At 66.9% G+C, this 15,448-nt stretch carries 16 protein-coding genes; 9 read left to right on the top strand and 7 right to left on the bottom strand.

Translation table 11 applies throughout. The features are described from left to right. The first annotated feature begins 141 nt into the window (after positions 1–141). The gene (locus tag B7G54_RS05235) at positions 142–849 is read left to right on the top strand and encodes a YceH family protein (RefSeq protein WP_085038117.1); all 708 of its coding nucleotides are present in this window, start codon (positions 142–144) and stop codon (positions 847–849) included. A gap of 90 nt (positions 850–939) precedes the next feature. Here the strand turns inward: B7G54_RS05235 and B7G54_RS05230 are convergent, their stop codons facing one another. From B7G54_RS05230 to B7G54_RS05220, 3 genes are read right to left on the bottom strand one after another with little or no spacing between them, the layout of a single operon-like run. Next, on the bottom strand, positions 940–2,208 hold the full coding sequence (locus B7G54_RS05230; RefSeq protein ID WP_085038398.1) for a hypothetical protein: 1,269 nt from the start codon (positions 2,206–2,208) through the stop codon (positions 940–942). Continuing rightward, positions 2,208–2,657 (bottom strand): hypothetical protein, encoded by a 450-nt coding sequence (locus B7G54_RS05225; protein WP_244289252.1) that lies wholly within the window; start codon positions 2,655–2,657, stop codon positions 2,208–2,210. Before B7G54_RS05225 ends, B7G54_RS05230 begins: the two co-directional genes overlap by 1 nt. Further along, entirely contained in the window at positions 2,657–3,211 is a 555-nt protein-coding gene (locus B7G54_RS05220; protein WP_085038397.1) for a hypothetical protein, read from the bottom strand. The genes B7G54_RS05225 and B7G54_RS05220 overlap by 1 nt, the downstream gene beginning before the upstream one ends. Positions 3,212–3,614: 403 nt before the next feature. On the opposite strand from B7G54_RS05220, the gene B7G54_RS05215 reads away from it, so the two are divergent. The 3 genes from B7G54_RS05215 (at position 3,615) to B7G54_RS05205 (ending at position 7,046) form a co-directional block, all read left to right on the top strand. Then, a complete protein-coding gene (locus B7G54_RS05215; RefSeq protein WP_085038115.1) occupies positions 3,615–4,931 on the top strand; it encodes a lipase family protein in 1,317 nt (438 codons plus the stop codon). A gap of 194 nt (positions 4,932–5,125) precedes the next feature. Continuing rightward, the gene (locus B7G54_RS05210; protein ID WP_085038114.1) at positions 5,126–6,256 is read left to right on the top strand and encodes a 3-deoxy-7-phosphoheptulonate synthase; all 1,131 of its coding nucleotides are present in this window, start codon (positions 5,126–5,128) and stop codon (positions 6,254–6,256) included. Between the two features lie 361 nt (positions 6,257–6,617). Then, on the top strand, positions 6,618–7,046 hold the full coding sequence (locus B7G54_RS05205; RefSeq protein ID WP_085038113.1) for a PRC-barrel domain-containing protein: 429 nt from the start codon (positions 6,618–6,620) through the stop codon (positions 7,044–7,046). Positions 7,047–7,138: 92 nt separating this feature from the next. On the opposite strand, the gene dapF is transcribed toward B7G54_RS05205, so the two are convergent. Next, entirely contained in the window at positions 7,139–7,969 is an 831-nt protein-coding gene (dapF, locus tag B7G54_RS05200) for a diaminopimelate epimerase (protein ID WP_085038112.1), read from the bottom strand. Between the two features lie 270 nt (positions 7,970–8,239). Between dapF and B7G54_RS05195 the strand changes: the two genes are divergently transcribed. The 3 genes from B7G54_RS05195 to trhA all read left to right on the top strand — a co-directional run bounded on the left by B7G54_RS05195 (position 8,240) and on the right by trhA (position 11,353). After that, positions 8,240–10,318, top strand: coding sequence for a carbon starvation CstA family protein (locus B7G54_RS05195; protein ID WP_085038111.1), 2,079 nt, complete (start codon positions 8,240–8,242; stop codon positions 10,316–10,318). Positions 10,319–10,330: 12 nt separating this feature from the next. Further along, entirely contained in the window at positions 10,331–10,537 is a 207-nt protein-coding gene (locus B7G54_RS05190; RefSeq protein WP_006480280.1) for a YbdD/YjiX family protein, read from the top strand. A gap of 195 nt (positions 10,538–10,732) precedes the next feature. Then, positions 10,733–11,353, top strand: coding sequence for a PAQR family membrane homeostasis protein TrhA (gene trhA / locus B7G54_RS05185; protein WP_085038110.1), 621 nt, complete (start codon positions 10,733–10,735; stop codon positions 11,351–11,353). A 59-nt stretch (positions 11,354–11,412) separates the two neighbouring features. Here the strand turns inward: trhA and B7G54_RS05180 are convergent, their stop codons facing one another. The 3 genes from B7G54_RS05180 to B7G54_RS05170 form a co-directional block, all read right to left on the bottom strand. Further along, positions 11,413–12,819: an MFS transporter gene (locus tag B7G54_RS05180; protein ID WP_085038109.1), complete on the bottom strand. Its 1,407-nt coding sequence runs from the start codon at positions 12,817–12,819 to the stop codon at positions 11,413–11,415. After that, positions 12,816–13,247, bottom strand: a complete 432-nt coding sequence (locus B7G54_RS05175) for a nuclear transport factor 2 family protein (RefSeq protein WP_085038108.1) — start codon at positions 13,245–13,247, stop codon at positions 12,816–12,818. The genes B7G54_RS05180 and B7G54_RS05175 overlap by 4 nt, the downstream gene beginning before the upstream one ends. 117 nt (positions 13,248–13,364) lie before the next feature. Beyond that, entirely contained in the window at positions 13,365–13,718 is a 354-nt protein-coding gene (locus B7G54_RS05170; protein WP_085038107.1) for a DOPA 4,5-dioxygenase family protein, read from the bottom strand. Positions 13,719–14,211: 493 nt separating this feature from the next. On the opposite strand from B7G54_RS05170, the gene B7G54_RS05165 reads away from it, so the two are divergent. Then, the gene (locus tag B7G54_RS05165; protein WP_085038106.1) at positions 14,212–14,589 is read left to right on the top strand and encodes a hypothetical protein; all 378 of its coding nucleotides are present in this window, start codon (positions 14,212–14,214) and stop codon (positions 14,587–14,589) included. A 223-nt stretch (positions 14,590–14,812) separates the two neighbouring features. Continuing rightward, positions 14,813–15,292 carry a hypothetical protein gene (locus B7G54_RS05155; protein WP_085038105.1) on the top strand — a complete coding sequence of 160 codons (480 nt, stop codon included), beginning with the start codon at positions 14,813–14,815 and terminating at the stop codon, positions 15,290–15,292. The last annotated feature ends 156 nt before the right edge of the window (positions 15,293–15,448 follow it).

The raw sequence follows: 15,448 nt of genomic DNA, 5'->3' as shown, positions 1-15,448 counted from the left end.
GATACGTTGGACGAAAGCCGGCTGCGGCAAGGGCGCGCGGCGGCGGGCCGCGCGGCGCGAGCTATCATATGGCTCGCCCGTGCGCGATGCCGGACGGGCCGCGACTGTTTCCCTTCACTGCTGCACGCTGCGACGCCACTCATGAACACCACGCCGGATACGCCCACGCCACGCGCCCTTCGCGAACTCACGCCTCTCGAGGCCCGCATTCTCGGTGTGCTCGTCGAGAAACAGCACACGGTGCCGGACACCTATCCGCTGTCGCTGAATGCGCTGACCGCAGGCTGCAACCAGAAAACCGCGCGCTCGCCGGTGATGAATGTCAGCGAGGACGAGGTCACGGCCGCACTCGACGGGCTGAAGCACCTCAGCCTCGTGATGGAAGGCAGCAGCAGCCGCGTGCCGCGTTTCGAACACAACGTGAACCGCGTGCTCGGCATTCCGAGCCAGGCGATCGCATTGTTGACGATCCTGCTGCTGCGCGGCCCGCAGACGGCCGCCGAACTGCGCCTGAACAGCGCACGCCTGCACGGCTTCGCGGATATCTCGTCGGTCGAGGCGTTCCTCGACGAACTCGCGGCGCGCGCGCAGGCGCTCGTCGTCCGGCTGCCGCGTGCGCCCGGCGCGCGCGAGAACCGCTGGATGCACCTGATGTGCGGTGAAGTGAACCTGGCTGACTTCGCGAGCGCGGATGCCGGCGGCGCCGATTCCGTGCCGCCTTCCGAATTCGAAGCGCTGAAGGCTGAACAGAAGCGCCTCGCGGATGAAGTGGCGCGGCTGAATGCGCTGGTTCAGCGGATGGCCAGCGAACTGGGCATCGATGTCGATGCGCAAGGCGACGCGTCCTGACACAAGCGCCCGCGGTGCGTGCGCATCGCCCGGCTCCGTCGCTATGCGGCCGGGCCGGGGCACGATGCGGATACCGCCCGCACCGCCGCGTTATTTCAGCTTGACGCCTGGTACGAGATAGCGCGAACCGCCCGGTTTCAGGATCGGTGCGAGTGCCGAAAATGGCGCATCGAGTTGCGGCCCGAGACAAGCGCCCATCGCGTGCCCGATGCCGGAGACGGCGAACGACAGCTTGCCGGGTGCATCGAGTTCGAACGCCAGATACTCGGGGAGCACGTCGGCGCACGACAGCGAATTGCCTTCGCCATCCGTCACTCGTGTGCCCTGTGTGGCCGCAGCGCGCAACCGCGTAATGAAGCCCACCAGCGCGGGGCTCGTTGCCGGGTCGCCGTCCGTTCCTGTCGTAGTGGCGTCGATCACGCGATTCCAGTCGAGGTACGCGCCTCGCAGCAGGTCGAACGTGACCGGATCGTAGTGATTGTCCGGGTACGCGCCGCCGCAGAAGAGGCTGCCTGATTCCACGATACCCAACGCCGCGTGCGACAGCCACGTGACCGTCACGTGCTCGTCGTCGTCGTAGCTGCCGAGCGTCCCGGCTGCCGGCCCGTCGTCGGTATAGCGCGTCGATGCGCATTCGAGCGCCGCAAGACTCATCTGCCAGTGCCGTTGTTCCAGCAGATGGTTGACCCGTGTCATCACGGCCGGATCGGGATGGCGACTCAGTCGCGGATAAGCGAGCACAGTGCGCGGGTCGCTCCACATCCGGTACGCGACCGTACCATCGCCGATCTCGGGGCCCACTGGCCGTTCGTGCCCGGCAAGTTTCAGCGTGGCATAAGGCGCGTGCTGCATGTCGATGTCCGCGCTGCGCGCGATGCCGCTGCCGACGCCCCCCCCGGACACGGTGGTGATCGCTTCGACGGCGCCGGGCGCGACCGCGTCGGGATCGTATTCGGCGACGCGCCGCAACGCGAAATCGCGCGTCTTGCCGGAGCGCGCATCGGTCCAGCGGCCGCGATAGCCGGCCTTGTCCCGCGTACCCTGCCAGGTGGCCGCAGCATGATCGAAATCGGCGTGCTCGCGGAACCCCGATGCATTGTGCGCATCGTCCGGCAACTGCGTTCGCACGAGCGGTTCGACCAGTTCCGCGGGCGTGCCGTGCAGCGGAATATCAATGCCGTGCTGCGCATAGAAGTAGCGGCCGGAGATCGAACCGTCCGCGGCCGGGCGATCGTCGAGTTCCATCACGACGGCGCCGGCGCCTTGCAGCGTGCCTTCGTAGACCGTGCGTGGCGCGGCATTCGCGAAGCCCGCATGCAGCGCGGCCAGCACCCACGTGATCCGGAGCAGCGGGCGCATCACCAGCGGCACCCGGTTTGTTCGGAGGCGTCTATGTCCAGTGCTCTGCTGAACGCGGTCTTCTTGCCGGTGCGTGCGCTGGTATAGGTCATCGAATAGATCATCGCGCCTTGCGACATCATCTCGTACCGTCCATTGATCCTGCCGTCGACCATTTCGACCCAGGTCGTCGTGAACTGGTGCGGGCGGCCCTCGACGAGCACTTCCTCATCGACGTGTTCGACCGCCAGCGGCAGGGCCGCTTTCGCTTTCGCATAGCGGACCATGCCACCCGACCAATCGACGGCGTCGTCGTAGTAGGTGCGCATTTCGAAGCGCACGGGTTTGTCGCCAGCCGATTTGAAGCAGTACACGTCGGTGGACACTTTGGCGAGTGCCGGTAGCGACAGGCAGAGCAGCACAGTGGCGAAGACTTTTTTCATGGTCGCGTGTGAGAAAGGAAGCGTCATCAACCGATGCTGATCCGCGTAGCGCCCGCATCGACTAACTTGAACAGCAGATCCTCGACGGCCGTCTCGGGTGCGGAACCGAGATCCGCATTGACGCGCCATCCCTGTTCCGTGCGAACCGGTTCCGACAGGTAGTGAACGATCCCATGCAGGCCGTCCTCGGCCGGCGTGTTCTCGTCGTCAGCATCGAACCACGCGAAGAACCACGCCTTGAACGCATCGGCCGCCGCGGCTTCGTCGAGACCGTCGGCCTCGATCGCGGCCCAGTCCCACACGAACGGGCGAATCGACACGGCCGCCGTTTCGAGGTCGAATGCCAACGGCTCGAACTCCAGTTGCGTGGCGGAGTCGACCATCGTCGGCTGGCCGCCCGATTCGCCTTCGGTCGCGATGATGTCGGCCCGGCACGGCAACGCGAGCGGCCCTTCGGTGGCGAGCGTACCGTCGGCGCGCCGGTAGGCCGGTTCGACGATCACGGCCGGTTGCGCAGCTGCTTTCGCGAGCAGGTCGGCATACGGTTGGCGGATGGCGCGGAGCAGTTCGGAGACGGTCATCGTGGCGTGTCGGTTGGGCAGGGAACGATCGGTCAAAGGCAGGCGGTGCGCGGTGCGGCCGGCATCGCACGACGCGGCCTTCGGTACCGGACAGCCGTGATCGTACGGCACTTCGGCAAAACACGGACAGTCGGCCGAATGGCCGGAGCGCCCCGCATCTCGCCGCGCCGGTTTTAGACGTTTACCTTCAAACAATGGAAAACGCCCATCGAGTGCGTGCGCGTTGTGCTTCAATTCATCCGGTTTGTACTCCTACTAAAACTGAAGATTCGGAACAGCCCTGATTACTCATTCTCAGGAGACAGTCGATGGCTCGGAAACGGTTTTGAAGCGGCACGCACGATGGTCTGCAACGCCGCCGAACTTCCTTCGATGAAAGCAGGTTATCCCAGGGGCCCCAACCATGTCCTCCAGACGTTTCATGATGGCCGCGGCCGCCGTGTCTGCCGCGCTGGCCATCGCCGCACCGCCGGCCAGCGCCGCCGCGCCGACCGTGTCCGACCCGTTCTACACGTACACCGGCGCCACGCCGCTGGCGTCGATTCCGCCAGGCACGGTGCTCAAGATGCGCAACGTCACCTATCACGTGGCCGGCATCCCCACAGCACTGACCGCGCAGCAGTTGCTGTATCGCACCAATAACGCGCTGAACCAGCCGGTCGTCAACGTGACGTCCGTGATCCGGAGCCAGGTCGGCAACGGCCAGGCCATCTCGTACCAGTCGGCCTATGATTCGCTGAACTCGTACGACGAGCCGTCGCAGGTGATCGCCGGCGATCGCGATGTCACGAAGGTCATCAACGTCGGCACGTTGCTGTACAGCGCGGAATCGATTCCGCTGTCGACGCTGCTGCTGCTGGGCTACAACGTCATCGTGCCCGATACGGAAGGCCAGACGGCCGACTTCGCTGCCGGCCCCGAATACGGGATGACGACGCTCGATTCGATCCGCGCGGCGCTCAATACGCCGTCGACCGGCCTGAATCCGTCGAGCAAGGTGGCGATGATCGGCTATTCCGGCGGCGCGATCGCAACGAATTGGGCCGCGCAACTCGCACCGAGCTATGCGCCCGAGATCAACAAGCAGCTCGTCGGCGCGGCGGAGGGCGGCGTGCTGGTCGATCCCGCGCACAACCTGCGTTACGTCGACGGCAGCATCGTCTGGGGCGGCGTGGCCGCGGCCGCGCTGGCCGGGCTGTCGCGCGGCTACGGCTTCGACCTGACGCCGTATCTCAGCGATACCGGCGTCGCCGTATTCAAGGACATCCAGAGCCAGTCGCTCGCGTACATCCTGCCGAGGTACACGGGGCTGCACTGGGGCACGCTGTTCAAGCCGCAATACGCGAGCGACATCAACAGCATTCCCGCGTACGTGACCTATGCGAACAAGGTGAATGCCGGGCTGGCCGCATCGCCGACGATCCCCATGTTCATCGGCCAGGGCACGGCGGGCGCGCTCGATGGCACGTTCAGCACCCAGGTGGGGGACGGCGTGATGCTCGCGTACGACGTGCGCGCGCTGGCGCAGAAGTTCTGCGCCAGCGGCACGCCGGTGACGTACAACGAATATCCGCTCGAACATGCGGGCGCGATCGTGCCGTGGGTGGCCGGCATGCTGCCGTGGCTCTACGACCGCTTCAACGGGAAAGCCGCGCCGAGCAATTGCTGGCTGACGTCGCTGCTGCCGAGCAATTCGCTGGCGCCCGAGACGCTGCACTAGCCGCAACGCCGCGTGTGATGGAGCACGTGGCAGGGCGACCCTTCGCGGGTCGCCTTTTTTCTTTTCGCCTTTTGATCGCCGTCGCGCTGCGGCTATGCAGCCGTGCCCGTCCCCCTGCCGCAACCCGCCGCCGTCCCGCCCGGGTGCCATAATCGAGCCTGCCCAACATTCCAGACGTCCCCCGGAGAATCACCATGCAGAACCTCGACAATCCTTCCCACGATCGCGAGGTAGGCAGCGCCGACGCGACGCAGGACACCACGCGCATCGACGACGTCCGCATCGGCGCCGTGCGCCCGCTGATTTCGCCGGCGCTGCTGCTGGACGAACTGCCGGTGCCGGCCGCCACGCAGACGCTCGTCGAGGATACGCGCCGTGCGATCGGCGACATCCTGCACGGCCGCGACGACCGGCTGCTGCTCGTCGTCGGCCCGTGCTCGATCCACGATCACGACCAGGCGCTCGATTACGCGCGCCGTCTGAAGATTGCCGCCGATGCGCTGAAGGACGACCTGCTGATCACGATGCGCGTCTATTTCGAGAAGCCGCGCACGACGGTCGGCTGGAAGGGCTACATCAACGATCCGCGCCTCGACGGCAGCTTCCGCATCAACGAAGGGCTGCGCGCCGCGCGGCAACTGCTGCTTGACATCAACGCGCTGGGCCTGCCGGCGTCGACCGAATTCCTCGATCTGCTGAGCCCGCAGTACATCGCCGACCTGATCGCGTGGGGCGCGATCGGCGCGCGCACGACCGAGAGCCAGAGCCATCGCCAGCTCGCGTCGGGCCTGAGCTGCCCGATCGGCTTCAAGAACGGCACCGACGGCGGCGTGCAGGTCGCGTCCGACGCGATCGTCGCCGCGGCCGCGAGCCACGCGTTCATGGGGATGACGAAAATGGGGATGGCCGCGATCTTCGAGACGCGCGGCAACGACGACGCGCACGTGATCCTGCGCGGCGGCAAGACCGGGCCGAACTACGACGCCGAGCACGTGGAAGCGTGCTGCGCGGTGCTGCGCAAGGCCGGCTTGCGCGAGCAGGTGATGGTCGATTGCTCGCACGCGAACTCGAACAAGTCGCACGACCGGCAGATCGACGTCGCGCAGGATCTCGCGCGGCAACTGTCGCAGGGCGAGCACCGGATCGTCGGCGTGATGGTCGAGAGCCATCTCGAGGCCGGGCGCCAGGACCTGAAGCCGGGTGTGCCGCTGAAGTACGGCGTGTCGATCACCGATGCGTGCCTGAGCTGGACGCAAACCGAGCCCGTGCTCGACGTGCTGGCCGACGCGGTGCGGCACCGGCGAACGTACTCGCGGAATGCGTGACGCCGCGTTGTTCGATGCGCCGCGAAGATCGGGGGCGCGTCCGTGAGGTTGTCCTGACCAACGGGCCGCGGCGCCATTTTTCCGCGCCGCGCACCCCCATCTATCTGCACGATCATTGATCGTGATCCGGCTCACCCCGCCTGCCACGTTGCACGCTGAACGCACGATCGGGCGAATGCCGCTACCATGAAGCCGTGTTGCACGCTGCGGCCGGCCATGCCAGTCCGCCACGCACACACGCAGTGGCGGCGCGGCCGGCCGCCACGCGACCGCCGAAGCGCCGGATGCTCACCGGTGAGCCGTTGCACCCGCGTCGCTTCGCTCCCGGAATCAACAACAACCGAACCGGAGTGCAACGCACATGAAGTTCTACAAAACCCTCATCGCAGCAACCGTTCTCGCATCAAGCGTCAGCGCGCATGCACAGATTGCCGGCGCGCAGCCGCTGAGCGTGACCGTCGAGCAATCGCAGGCACTCCTCGAAGGCTGGAGCGTGAAGAAGAGTGTGCTCGGCAAGACCGTGTACAACGACGCGAACCAGAAAGTCGGCACCGTGCGCGACCTGATCGTCGCGCCGGACGGCTCGGTGTCGGCGGCGATCGTGTCGGCCGGCGGCTTCCTCGGCGTGGCTGCGCATGACGTCGCGGTGCCGATCGCGTCGCTCGACGTACGCAACGGCAACATCTACCTGCCGGGCGCGACGAAGGACGCGCTGAAGGCGACGCCTGCGTTCCAGTACGCGAAGGTACCGTCGCCGCCGAAGCCGAAGAAGGTCGACGACAAGCACTGAGCGAGCATTGTTCTACCCGGGCCGGCGCCCAATGCGCACGGGCTGGTGAGGCCGACCGCGCGCCTGCGAGGCGCGCGCGTTGGGCCGGGCCGTCAGGTATCGAGCATCTGCTCGCCCAACCACACCCCGCTGAACCCGAACGTCACGGGCCCGCTCAGGAACACACTGCCGGTGCCATCCCAATGCACCGTCACGTCGCCGCCGTCGCATGCGACGCGTACCGACGCATCCAGCAGCCCGCGCCGGATACCGTTGACGACCGCGCCGCACGAACACGATCCCGAACCGAGCGGCACGCCGCCGCCGCGCTCCCAGATGCGCAGGCGAATGTGCGTGCGATCGATGACCTGAACGAAATGCACGTTGGTTTTCTGCGGAAACAGCGGATGCGTTTCGATGGCCGGGCCGAGCGCCGCGACATCGATCGCGCCGAGATCGTCGACGAAGAACGTGCAATGCGGATTGCCCATGTTGCAGGCGGCCGGCGCACCGGGCAGCGGCAGCGCGAGGGTATCGAGTGCCTCGGCGGCCGGCACGTCCCGCCAGCCGGTGAGCGGCCTGCCCATCTCGACGGTGATCAGGCCGTTCGCCTCCCTCGAGCACACGAGATACCCGCGGCGGGTTCGTAGCATGAGCGACGCCATGCCGGTTTCCCGCATCAGTTGCCACGCGACGCCGCGTGTCGCGCTGCCGCAGGTGTCGAGCGGTGAGCCGTCGGCGTTCCAGAACGCGACGCGGGCCGCCGCATCGTCGCAGTCCGACACGACCGCGAGCTGGTTGAAGCCGATGCCGCAACGCCGGTGGCCCATGCGCCGCACCAGGTCACGGTCGATGCGGTGCGCCTGGTCCTGATTCTGGCCGCGCAGGTCGACGATGACGAAGTCATCGCCGTTCGCGTTCATCTTCTGAAATCCGATCGGCATGGCGGTTCCGGAATGGAGGCAGGCGAACACTGTACGTGGCTCGCCGGTCGCGATCAATCGCGGCCCGACGCTGCCCACGCGCCGGGCATCTACGTAATTTTACGTAGATCCGCGTACGTAATTATCCGCTTGTAAGCCACCCCCGTCGCACGGAATACTACGGCCCATCGCCGCGGCCTCTGCGAGGTCGCGGCACGACGCATCGACGTCACGCGGGTGCAGCCGTCGCGCTGCATCCACTCAAAAACACATTGGAGACCAGGAGACGCCATGAATCGGGCTTCCAGTACCCTGCTCTGGATTGCGGTCGCGCTGCTCGGCGCGTTCTCGTTCGGAACGATCGCACTCGCGCACGGCGAGCGTGTCAGTGCCCTCTGGATCGTGATCGCCGCAGTCTGCGTATATCTGATCGCATATCGCTTCTACAGCCGTTTCATCGCCAGCAAGGTCATGCAGCTCGACGGGCTGCGGATGACGCCGGCCGTCAAATACAACGACGGCCTCGACTACGTGCCGACCAACAAGTACGTGCTGTTCGGCCATCACTTCGCCGCGATCGCCGGTGCCGGCCCGCTCGTCGGGCCCGTGCTCGCCGCGCAGATGGGCTATACGCCCGGCATGCTGTGGATCCTGGCCGGCGTCGTGTTCGCCGGCGCGGTGCAGGACTTCATCGTGCTGTTCATCTCGACGCGCCGCGACGGCCGCTCGCTCGGCGATCTCGTCAAGATGGAGCTCGGCACGGTGCCCGGCGTGATCGCGCTGTTCGGCGCGTTCCTGATCATGGTGATCATCCTCGCGGTGCTCGCGCTGATCGTCGTGAAGGCGCTGACCAATTCGCCGTGGGGCACGTTCACCGTCGCCGCGACGATCCCGATCGCGCTGTTCATGGGCGTCTACACGCGCTACATCCGTCCGGGCCGCATCGGCGAAGTGTCGGTCATCGGCTTCGTGCTGCTGATGGCATCGATCGCGTTCGGCCAGCACGTGCACGATTCGCCGACGCTCGCCGCGTGGTTCACGTTCACGGGCACGCAGCTCACGTGGATCCTGATCGGCTACGGCTTCGTCGCATCGGTGCTGCCGGTGTGGCTGCTGCTCGCGCCGCGCGACTACCTGTCGACGTTCCTGAAGATCGGCACGATCCTCGGCCTCGCGATCGGCATCCTGGTCGTCGCACCGGAACTGAAGATGCCCGCGCTGACGAAGTTCGTCGACGGCACGGGCCCGGTGTGGTCGGGCAACCTGTTCCCGTTCCTGTTCATCACGATCGCATGCGGCGCCGTATCGGGCTTCCACGCGCTGATCTCGTCGGGCACGACGCCGAAGCTGATCGACAACGAAACCAACGCGCGCTTCATCGGTTATGGCGCGATGCTGATGGAATCGTTCGTCGCGATCATGGCGCTCGTCGCCGCATGCGTGATCGAGCCGGGCATCTACTTCGCGATGAACGCACCGGCCGCCGTGCTCGGCTCGACGCCGGAAGCGGTGGCCAACACGGTTACGCAATGGGGCTTCGTGCTGACGCCCGACATGCTGACGCAGACCGCCAAGGCCGTCGGCGAGACGACGATCATCGCGCGCGCGGGCGGCGCACCGACGCTGGCCGTCGGCATGGCGCACATCCTGCACCAGGTGATCGGCGGCGAAGCGATGATGGCGTTCTGGTATCACTTCGCGATCCTGTTCGAGGCGCTGTTCATCCTGACGGCCGTCGACGCCGGCACGCGCGCGGGCCGCTTCATGCTGCAAGACCTGCTCGGCACGTTCCACCCGGCGCTCAAGCGCACCGAGTCGCTGCCCGCGAACCTGGTCGCCACCGCGCTGTGCGTGGCCGCGTGGGGCTACTTCCTGTACCAGGGCGTGGTCGATCCGCTCGGCGGCATCAACACGCTGTGGCCGCTGTTCGGCATCTCGAACCAGATGCTCGCCGCGATCGCGCTGGTGCTCGGCACCGTCGTGCTGTTCAAGATGAAGCGCGAGCGCTATGCGTGGGTGACGATCGTGCCGACCGCATGGCTCTTGATCTGCACGCTGACCGCCGGCTGGCAGAAGATTTTCGACGCGAACCCGAAGGTCAGCTTCCTCGCGCACGCCGCGAAGCTGCAGGCCGCGGTGGACGAAGGCAAGGTGCTCGCGCCGGCGAAGTCGATCGCGCAGATGCAGCGGATCATCTTCAACGACTACATCGATGCGGCGCTGGCCGGCCTGTTCATCTTCGTCGTCGTGGCGATCGCGGTGTACGGCGTGATTGCCGTGCTGCGCGCGCGGCGCGAATCGAAGCCGACCGTGCGCGAGACGCCGTACGAAGCAATGCCGGCCGCGCAGGCGCTCGGCAGCGGACGTTAAGGGGAGGCCGCGATGTTCAGCGATCTTGGCAGCGACCTGCGCAGTGCGGGCCGTTACCTCGGGCAGGCGTTGCGGCTGATGGTCGGCCTGCCCGACTACGACACCTACGTCGCGCACATGCGCGAGACCCATCCGGACCGCGAGCCGATGACGTACGAGGAATTCTTCCGCGAGCGTCAGAATGCGCGGTACGGGTCGGGGGCAGGGAAGTGCTGTTGAACCGCACCGCCACGACGGCGCGGTGATCGACAGGAAAGCGCCGCGAAGGATTTCGCGGCGCTTTTTCTTTGGCGGGCCGGCGGCGCGCAGGCAGCGGGAATCGCCGCGCCGTTTGCCGGCGCGCAGCACGGCGACAGCCGGCGGCCGGTATCATAAGGGTTCATTTTTCCCGATGGACCCGCAGGAGAACACGTCGTGCATGTCGGTGAGCGTTTCAACAGCATTTCCCATCTCGTCGGCGCGGTGCTGTCGGTGGTCGGTCTCGTGGCGCTCGTGACGATGGGCGCGCTCGAAGGCGATCCGTACAAGGTGGTGAGCTTCAGCGTGTACGGCGCGATGCTGATCCTGCTCTACGCGATCTCGACGCTGTACCACAGCGTGCGCAGCCCGCGCCTGAAAGCGATCCTGCAGAAGTGCGACCACTCGGCGATCTACCTGCTGATCGCCGGCAGCTACACGCCGTTCACGCTGGTCACGCTGCGCGGCCCGTGGGGCTGGTCGCTGTTCGGCGTGAGCTGGGGGCTGGCCGTGTTCGGCATCGTGCAGGAACTGACGCTCGGGCGGCGCACGCGCATGCTGTCGATGATCCTGTACGTGGCGATGGGCTGGCTCGCGCTCGTCGCGGTGCGTCCGCTGATCCATGCGCTGCCGCCGGTCGGAACCGCGTGGCTCGTGGCCGGCGGGTTGATCTACAGCGCGGGGATCTACTTCTTCATCAACGACGAGCGTATCCGTCACGGGCACGGCATCTGGCATCTGTTCGTGCTCGCAGGGAGCCTGTGCCAGTTCGTCAGCGTCGCGATGTATGTGGCGTGAGCGGCGGGCGGCGTTGATTCGGTGACGGCGCGCCGCGGGCGCGTCTGCCGGCGCAGGCGTTACCGGCGCGTGGCGGTTCGCAGGTGCGCGGCCGGTTCGCGGGTTGCCGGTGTCGGCCGCGCCGCGATCCACCATGTCGCCGCAGCGAGCGCCGACAATCCGGCGGCGATGCCGAGCGCCACCCGCATCGCCGCCGGAAACGGCTGCAGCGTCGCGATGCACGCACCGAAGATCGCCACACCGAGCGCCGATCCGCTCTGCCGCGCCGCGTTCAGCGCGGCCGCCGCCACGCCGGCACGGCGCCGGTCGACCGTCCCGAGCGCCGGTGACGTCGCCGCTGGCGAGATGAATCCCGATGCAAAGCCGATTGCGAGCATCGGTGCGACGGCAAGCCACGCGGGCGTCGTCGCGCCGATGCCCGTCATGCCGAGCGCGCCGGCCGCATAGAGCGCGAACGCGGCGCACATCGTGCCGCGCGCGCCGAAGTGCGCCACCAGCCGTCCTGAACACAGTCCGCCGAGCGCAACCATCGCGGTCATCGGCAGGAACGCAAGCCCCGTGTCGAGCGGGCTCGCGCCGCGGATCTGCCGATAGAACAGGCTGAGCACGAACAGCAAGCCGTAGAACACGAACGCCGACGCCATCGACACGAACGTCGATCCGGCGAACAACCGGTTGCGGAAGAACGCGAGCGGCAGCATCGGCTCGCGGCGCCGCGCTTCGATCGCGATGAACGCAATCCACGCGACGACGCTCGTCACCGCGCCGCCGACGATCGGCGCCGAGCGCCAGCCGAGCGACGGGCCTTCGATCAGCGTGCCGATCAGCGCTGCAATCGCGACGATGGCCGCGGCCTGGCCGCCCCAGTCGAAATGCCGCGATGCATCGCCGGCGGCGCGCGCGACCGTGCGGCCGAGCCAGATGCCGGCAAGCCCGAGCGGCAGGTTCACGAAGAAGAGGCTGCGCCACCCGAACAGGTGGATCAGCAGGCCGCCGATCAGCGGGCCCGACGCCATCGCGATGCCGCCGCAGCCCATCCACAGGCTGATCGCCGAGGTGCGCGCCGCCGGTTCGGGGAATGCGCGGTTGAGCAGCGCGAGCGAGCAGGGCACCAGCATCGCGCTGCCGACGCCTTGTAACGCGCGGGCGATCGCGAGCGCCGGGAGGGTCGGCGCGACGCCGCACAGCGCCGACGCGGCGACGAATACCGCGAGCCCCGCGAGATAGACGGTGCGATCGCCGAGCCGGTCGCCGAGCGTGCCGCCCGTCATCAGCAGGCTCGCGAACGCGAGCGTGTACGCGTTCACGATCCACTGCAGGCCGGCTACGCGGCTGCCGAACGTATGGGCGATGTCGGTGAGCGCGACGTTGACGATGGACGCGTCGAGCAGCACGAGCGTGTAGCTCACGCAGGTCGCGGCGAGCACGCGGCGGGCCGCGGCGCGGTTCGGCACGGTGGCCGTCATGCGCGGTCGCGCGCCGGCGTGGCGGCTTGCAGCGCAAGAAAGCCGGCCCATCCCCAGTACACGCGATGATGTGCGACCAGCCCGTCGCGCAGATCCATCACCTCGACGAGATCGACCTGGTTGCCGTCCGGCGTGGCGCGCGGATATTCCCACGTGAGCTGGCGGCCGTTCGAGAAGAACAGCCCGGTGCGGTACCAGCGTCCGAGCCGGTTGCCCGGATTGCGCAGGCCGGCCGCGAAGAATGCGCCGATCGCGGCCTTGCCGTGCAGTACGCCGGAGCCGTGACCGGGCAGCGTGACGACGATCAGCGGCGTTTCGAGCACCGCGTCGTCGGCATACAGCGCCATCAGCGCATCGACGTCGCGCGCGACCACGGCTGCGTGCCAGCCTTCGTAAATGTGCCGGGCATCGGTATCGGCGTGTGTCATGGCGGGTTCCGGAAGCATCGATAACGGAACCCACTGTAGGGGCGCACCGCCGCCGGACGTTTCACGTCGACCCGAAACGTGGATGTTGCCGCGGCGCAGGTGGCCGCGTGCCGGTCGTTATCCGGCCAGCGCGTCGAGATTCAGCACGTACGACTTCCCGATCCACACCGCGCAATCGCGATGGTCGCGCAGTTCGTCGTTCGTATTCGGATGCAGGAAGATATCGAGTGCGCCGTGGTTCAGCACGAGCCACGGCACGATCTCGTCGAAGCGCGCGGCGTCGAACGCGATCTGGTACGACCAGGCCGGGTGCGGGCCGACGAGGCGTTCGTGAAAGCGGCCGAGTTCGATGACCGCGCCGAACCGTTCGTCGACGACCTGGCGAAATGCCCAGGCCGCGTCGCGGCTGGCCGCATCGAAATAGACGTGCGCGTGCCAACTGTGGATGGCAGTGGTGTCGAGGGCAGCCATGGAAGGACTCGATAGAAATGGGAATGCATGAGGTGCCGTGCGAAACGGCCGATGCATGATTATCGCGCGTCCTTGCGGTGCATGTCGTGTCGCTATCCGGCAATCCGGACGCGATGACTTGTCCTGAATCACAAGAATCGTTCGGTTCGATCAAGCCAGGGGTTTGCGGTATCCGCACGCGCGATATCACGCCGGACGCCTTGTCGGCAGGTACGCCGGCCGAGATCGCACCGGCAACACGTCATTTCGGAAATTGAAAAAGCGCTGCGTGTGCGGCGTCGGATCGTCTGAACAAATGCGATCAGGGCGTTGAATGAAATAAAGAAATTCCGGTTTGGCGGGATTCGCGCATGACGCGGTTTGCGCGCCGGATTTCGAAGCCGAAAATATCAATTGCGGAATCGGCTATTCAAGCGGAAAGCGGTGCGTCATACGATGGTTTCAACGCATCGTCGAACACGATCGATGCGGGGACAACCACCTGGAGGCCACTATGCGATCCCTCGTTCCCGTTGCGGTACTTTCCTGCGCACTCGTGGCGCTGCCCGCCGTCAGTTTCGCTCAGTCTGCCGTGCCCGATGGCGCATCGAGTGCCTCGCTGTCGAGCTGGTCTGCGGCGCGCGCCGAAACCGACGCACAACTGATGCAGATGACGCGCGCCGGCTATCGCGCGACGTCGGCCGGCAACCAGAACTATCCGCTCGCGATGCAGCGAGCGCTCGAACGTGTCCGCAATCCGGTGCCGGACCGGTCGCACGAAGAGCGGGCCGAGATGGAAGCGCGCGCCGCGCGCGACGTGCAGGGCGGCCATCCGGTCAAGGCGTTCTTCGTGAAGACCGCGTACTACCTGAAGGGCGAGAACACGTTCTGATGCAGGAGACGAGCATGCCTTGCCCGATCCGATTTGCCGGCGTCGTGCGCGCGTCGGCGCCGCGCCGGCTGCCGGACGCGCGAGCGATGCAGCGGCGGGACGATGGACGCGGCGCTCGGCGCCGTGCGAATCGCCTGCGCCATGCGGGCCGTGACGCCGTTGCGTGCCGCATCGCATGGCCGGCCGTCGCGGCGAGCGATGCGCCCGCAAGCGGGAGCCGATCATGAAGGGCACCCGGAAGAACCGTCGCCATGTGCCGTTGACCCGCGAATGGCTGCTGCCGCTGCCGCCCACGCATGCACGCGACATCTCGCTGAAATGCCACATGGCGCTCGTTGCGCTGCGCGGCGGGCACGGCAGCGAAACGTTGCTGATGCGGCTGCGCACGAGCGTGTATCTGGTCTTCCTCGCGCTCGACGATGCGGTGTCTCCCGACGCGAGCATCGACCTGTGCGTCGACGCGGAGCGCGTGCTTGACGCGAGCGTGGCGCGAGCCGCGCAAAGCGGTGCATGGACGCTGCCCGACGACGAATGCGCGGTGCTCGAACGCGTGCTCGCCGCGAACGACGCGTGCGTCGCGATGCTCACGCGGCATCGGCTCGCCGAGCTATGGGAGCACGTCTGCACGTTCGCGTTGGCCGAACAGCCGGCGCTGGTCGCGCAGGCGGCGGCGAAGATGCGGGAGCCGGCTGTTCTGCATTGAGTGACCGGCCGTGGGGCGTGTTTCGTACACGTCGCATTTCATCGTGCCCATGCTCGTCGTCTCATGACATGACAGGCACCCGGAAGTATCCGGGCGACGACGATCCATCCTTGCGTTTGCGACGATCGTGCGTGTCGACGCGAACGCATTCGTTTC

The sequence above is a fragment of the Burkholderia puraquae genome, assembly GCF_002099195.1.
Lineage (GTDB): Bacteria > Pseudomonadota > Gammaproteobacteria > Burkholderiales > Burkholderiaceae > Burkholderia > Burkholderia puraquae.
This window is presented reverse-complemented; position numbering and strand designations above follow the sequence as displayed.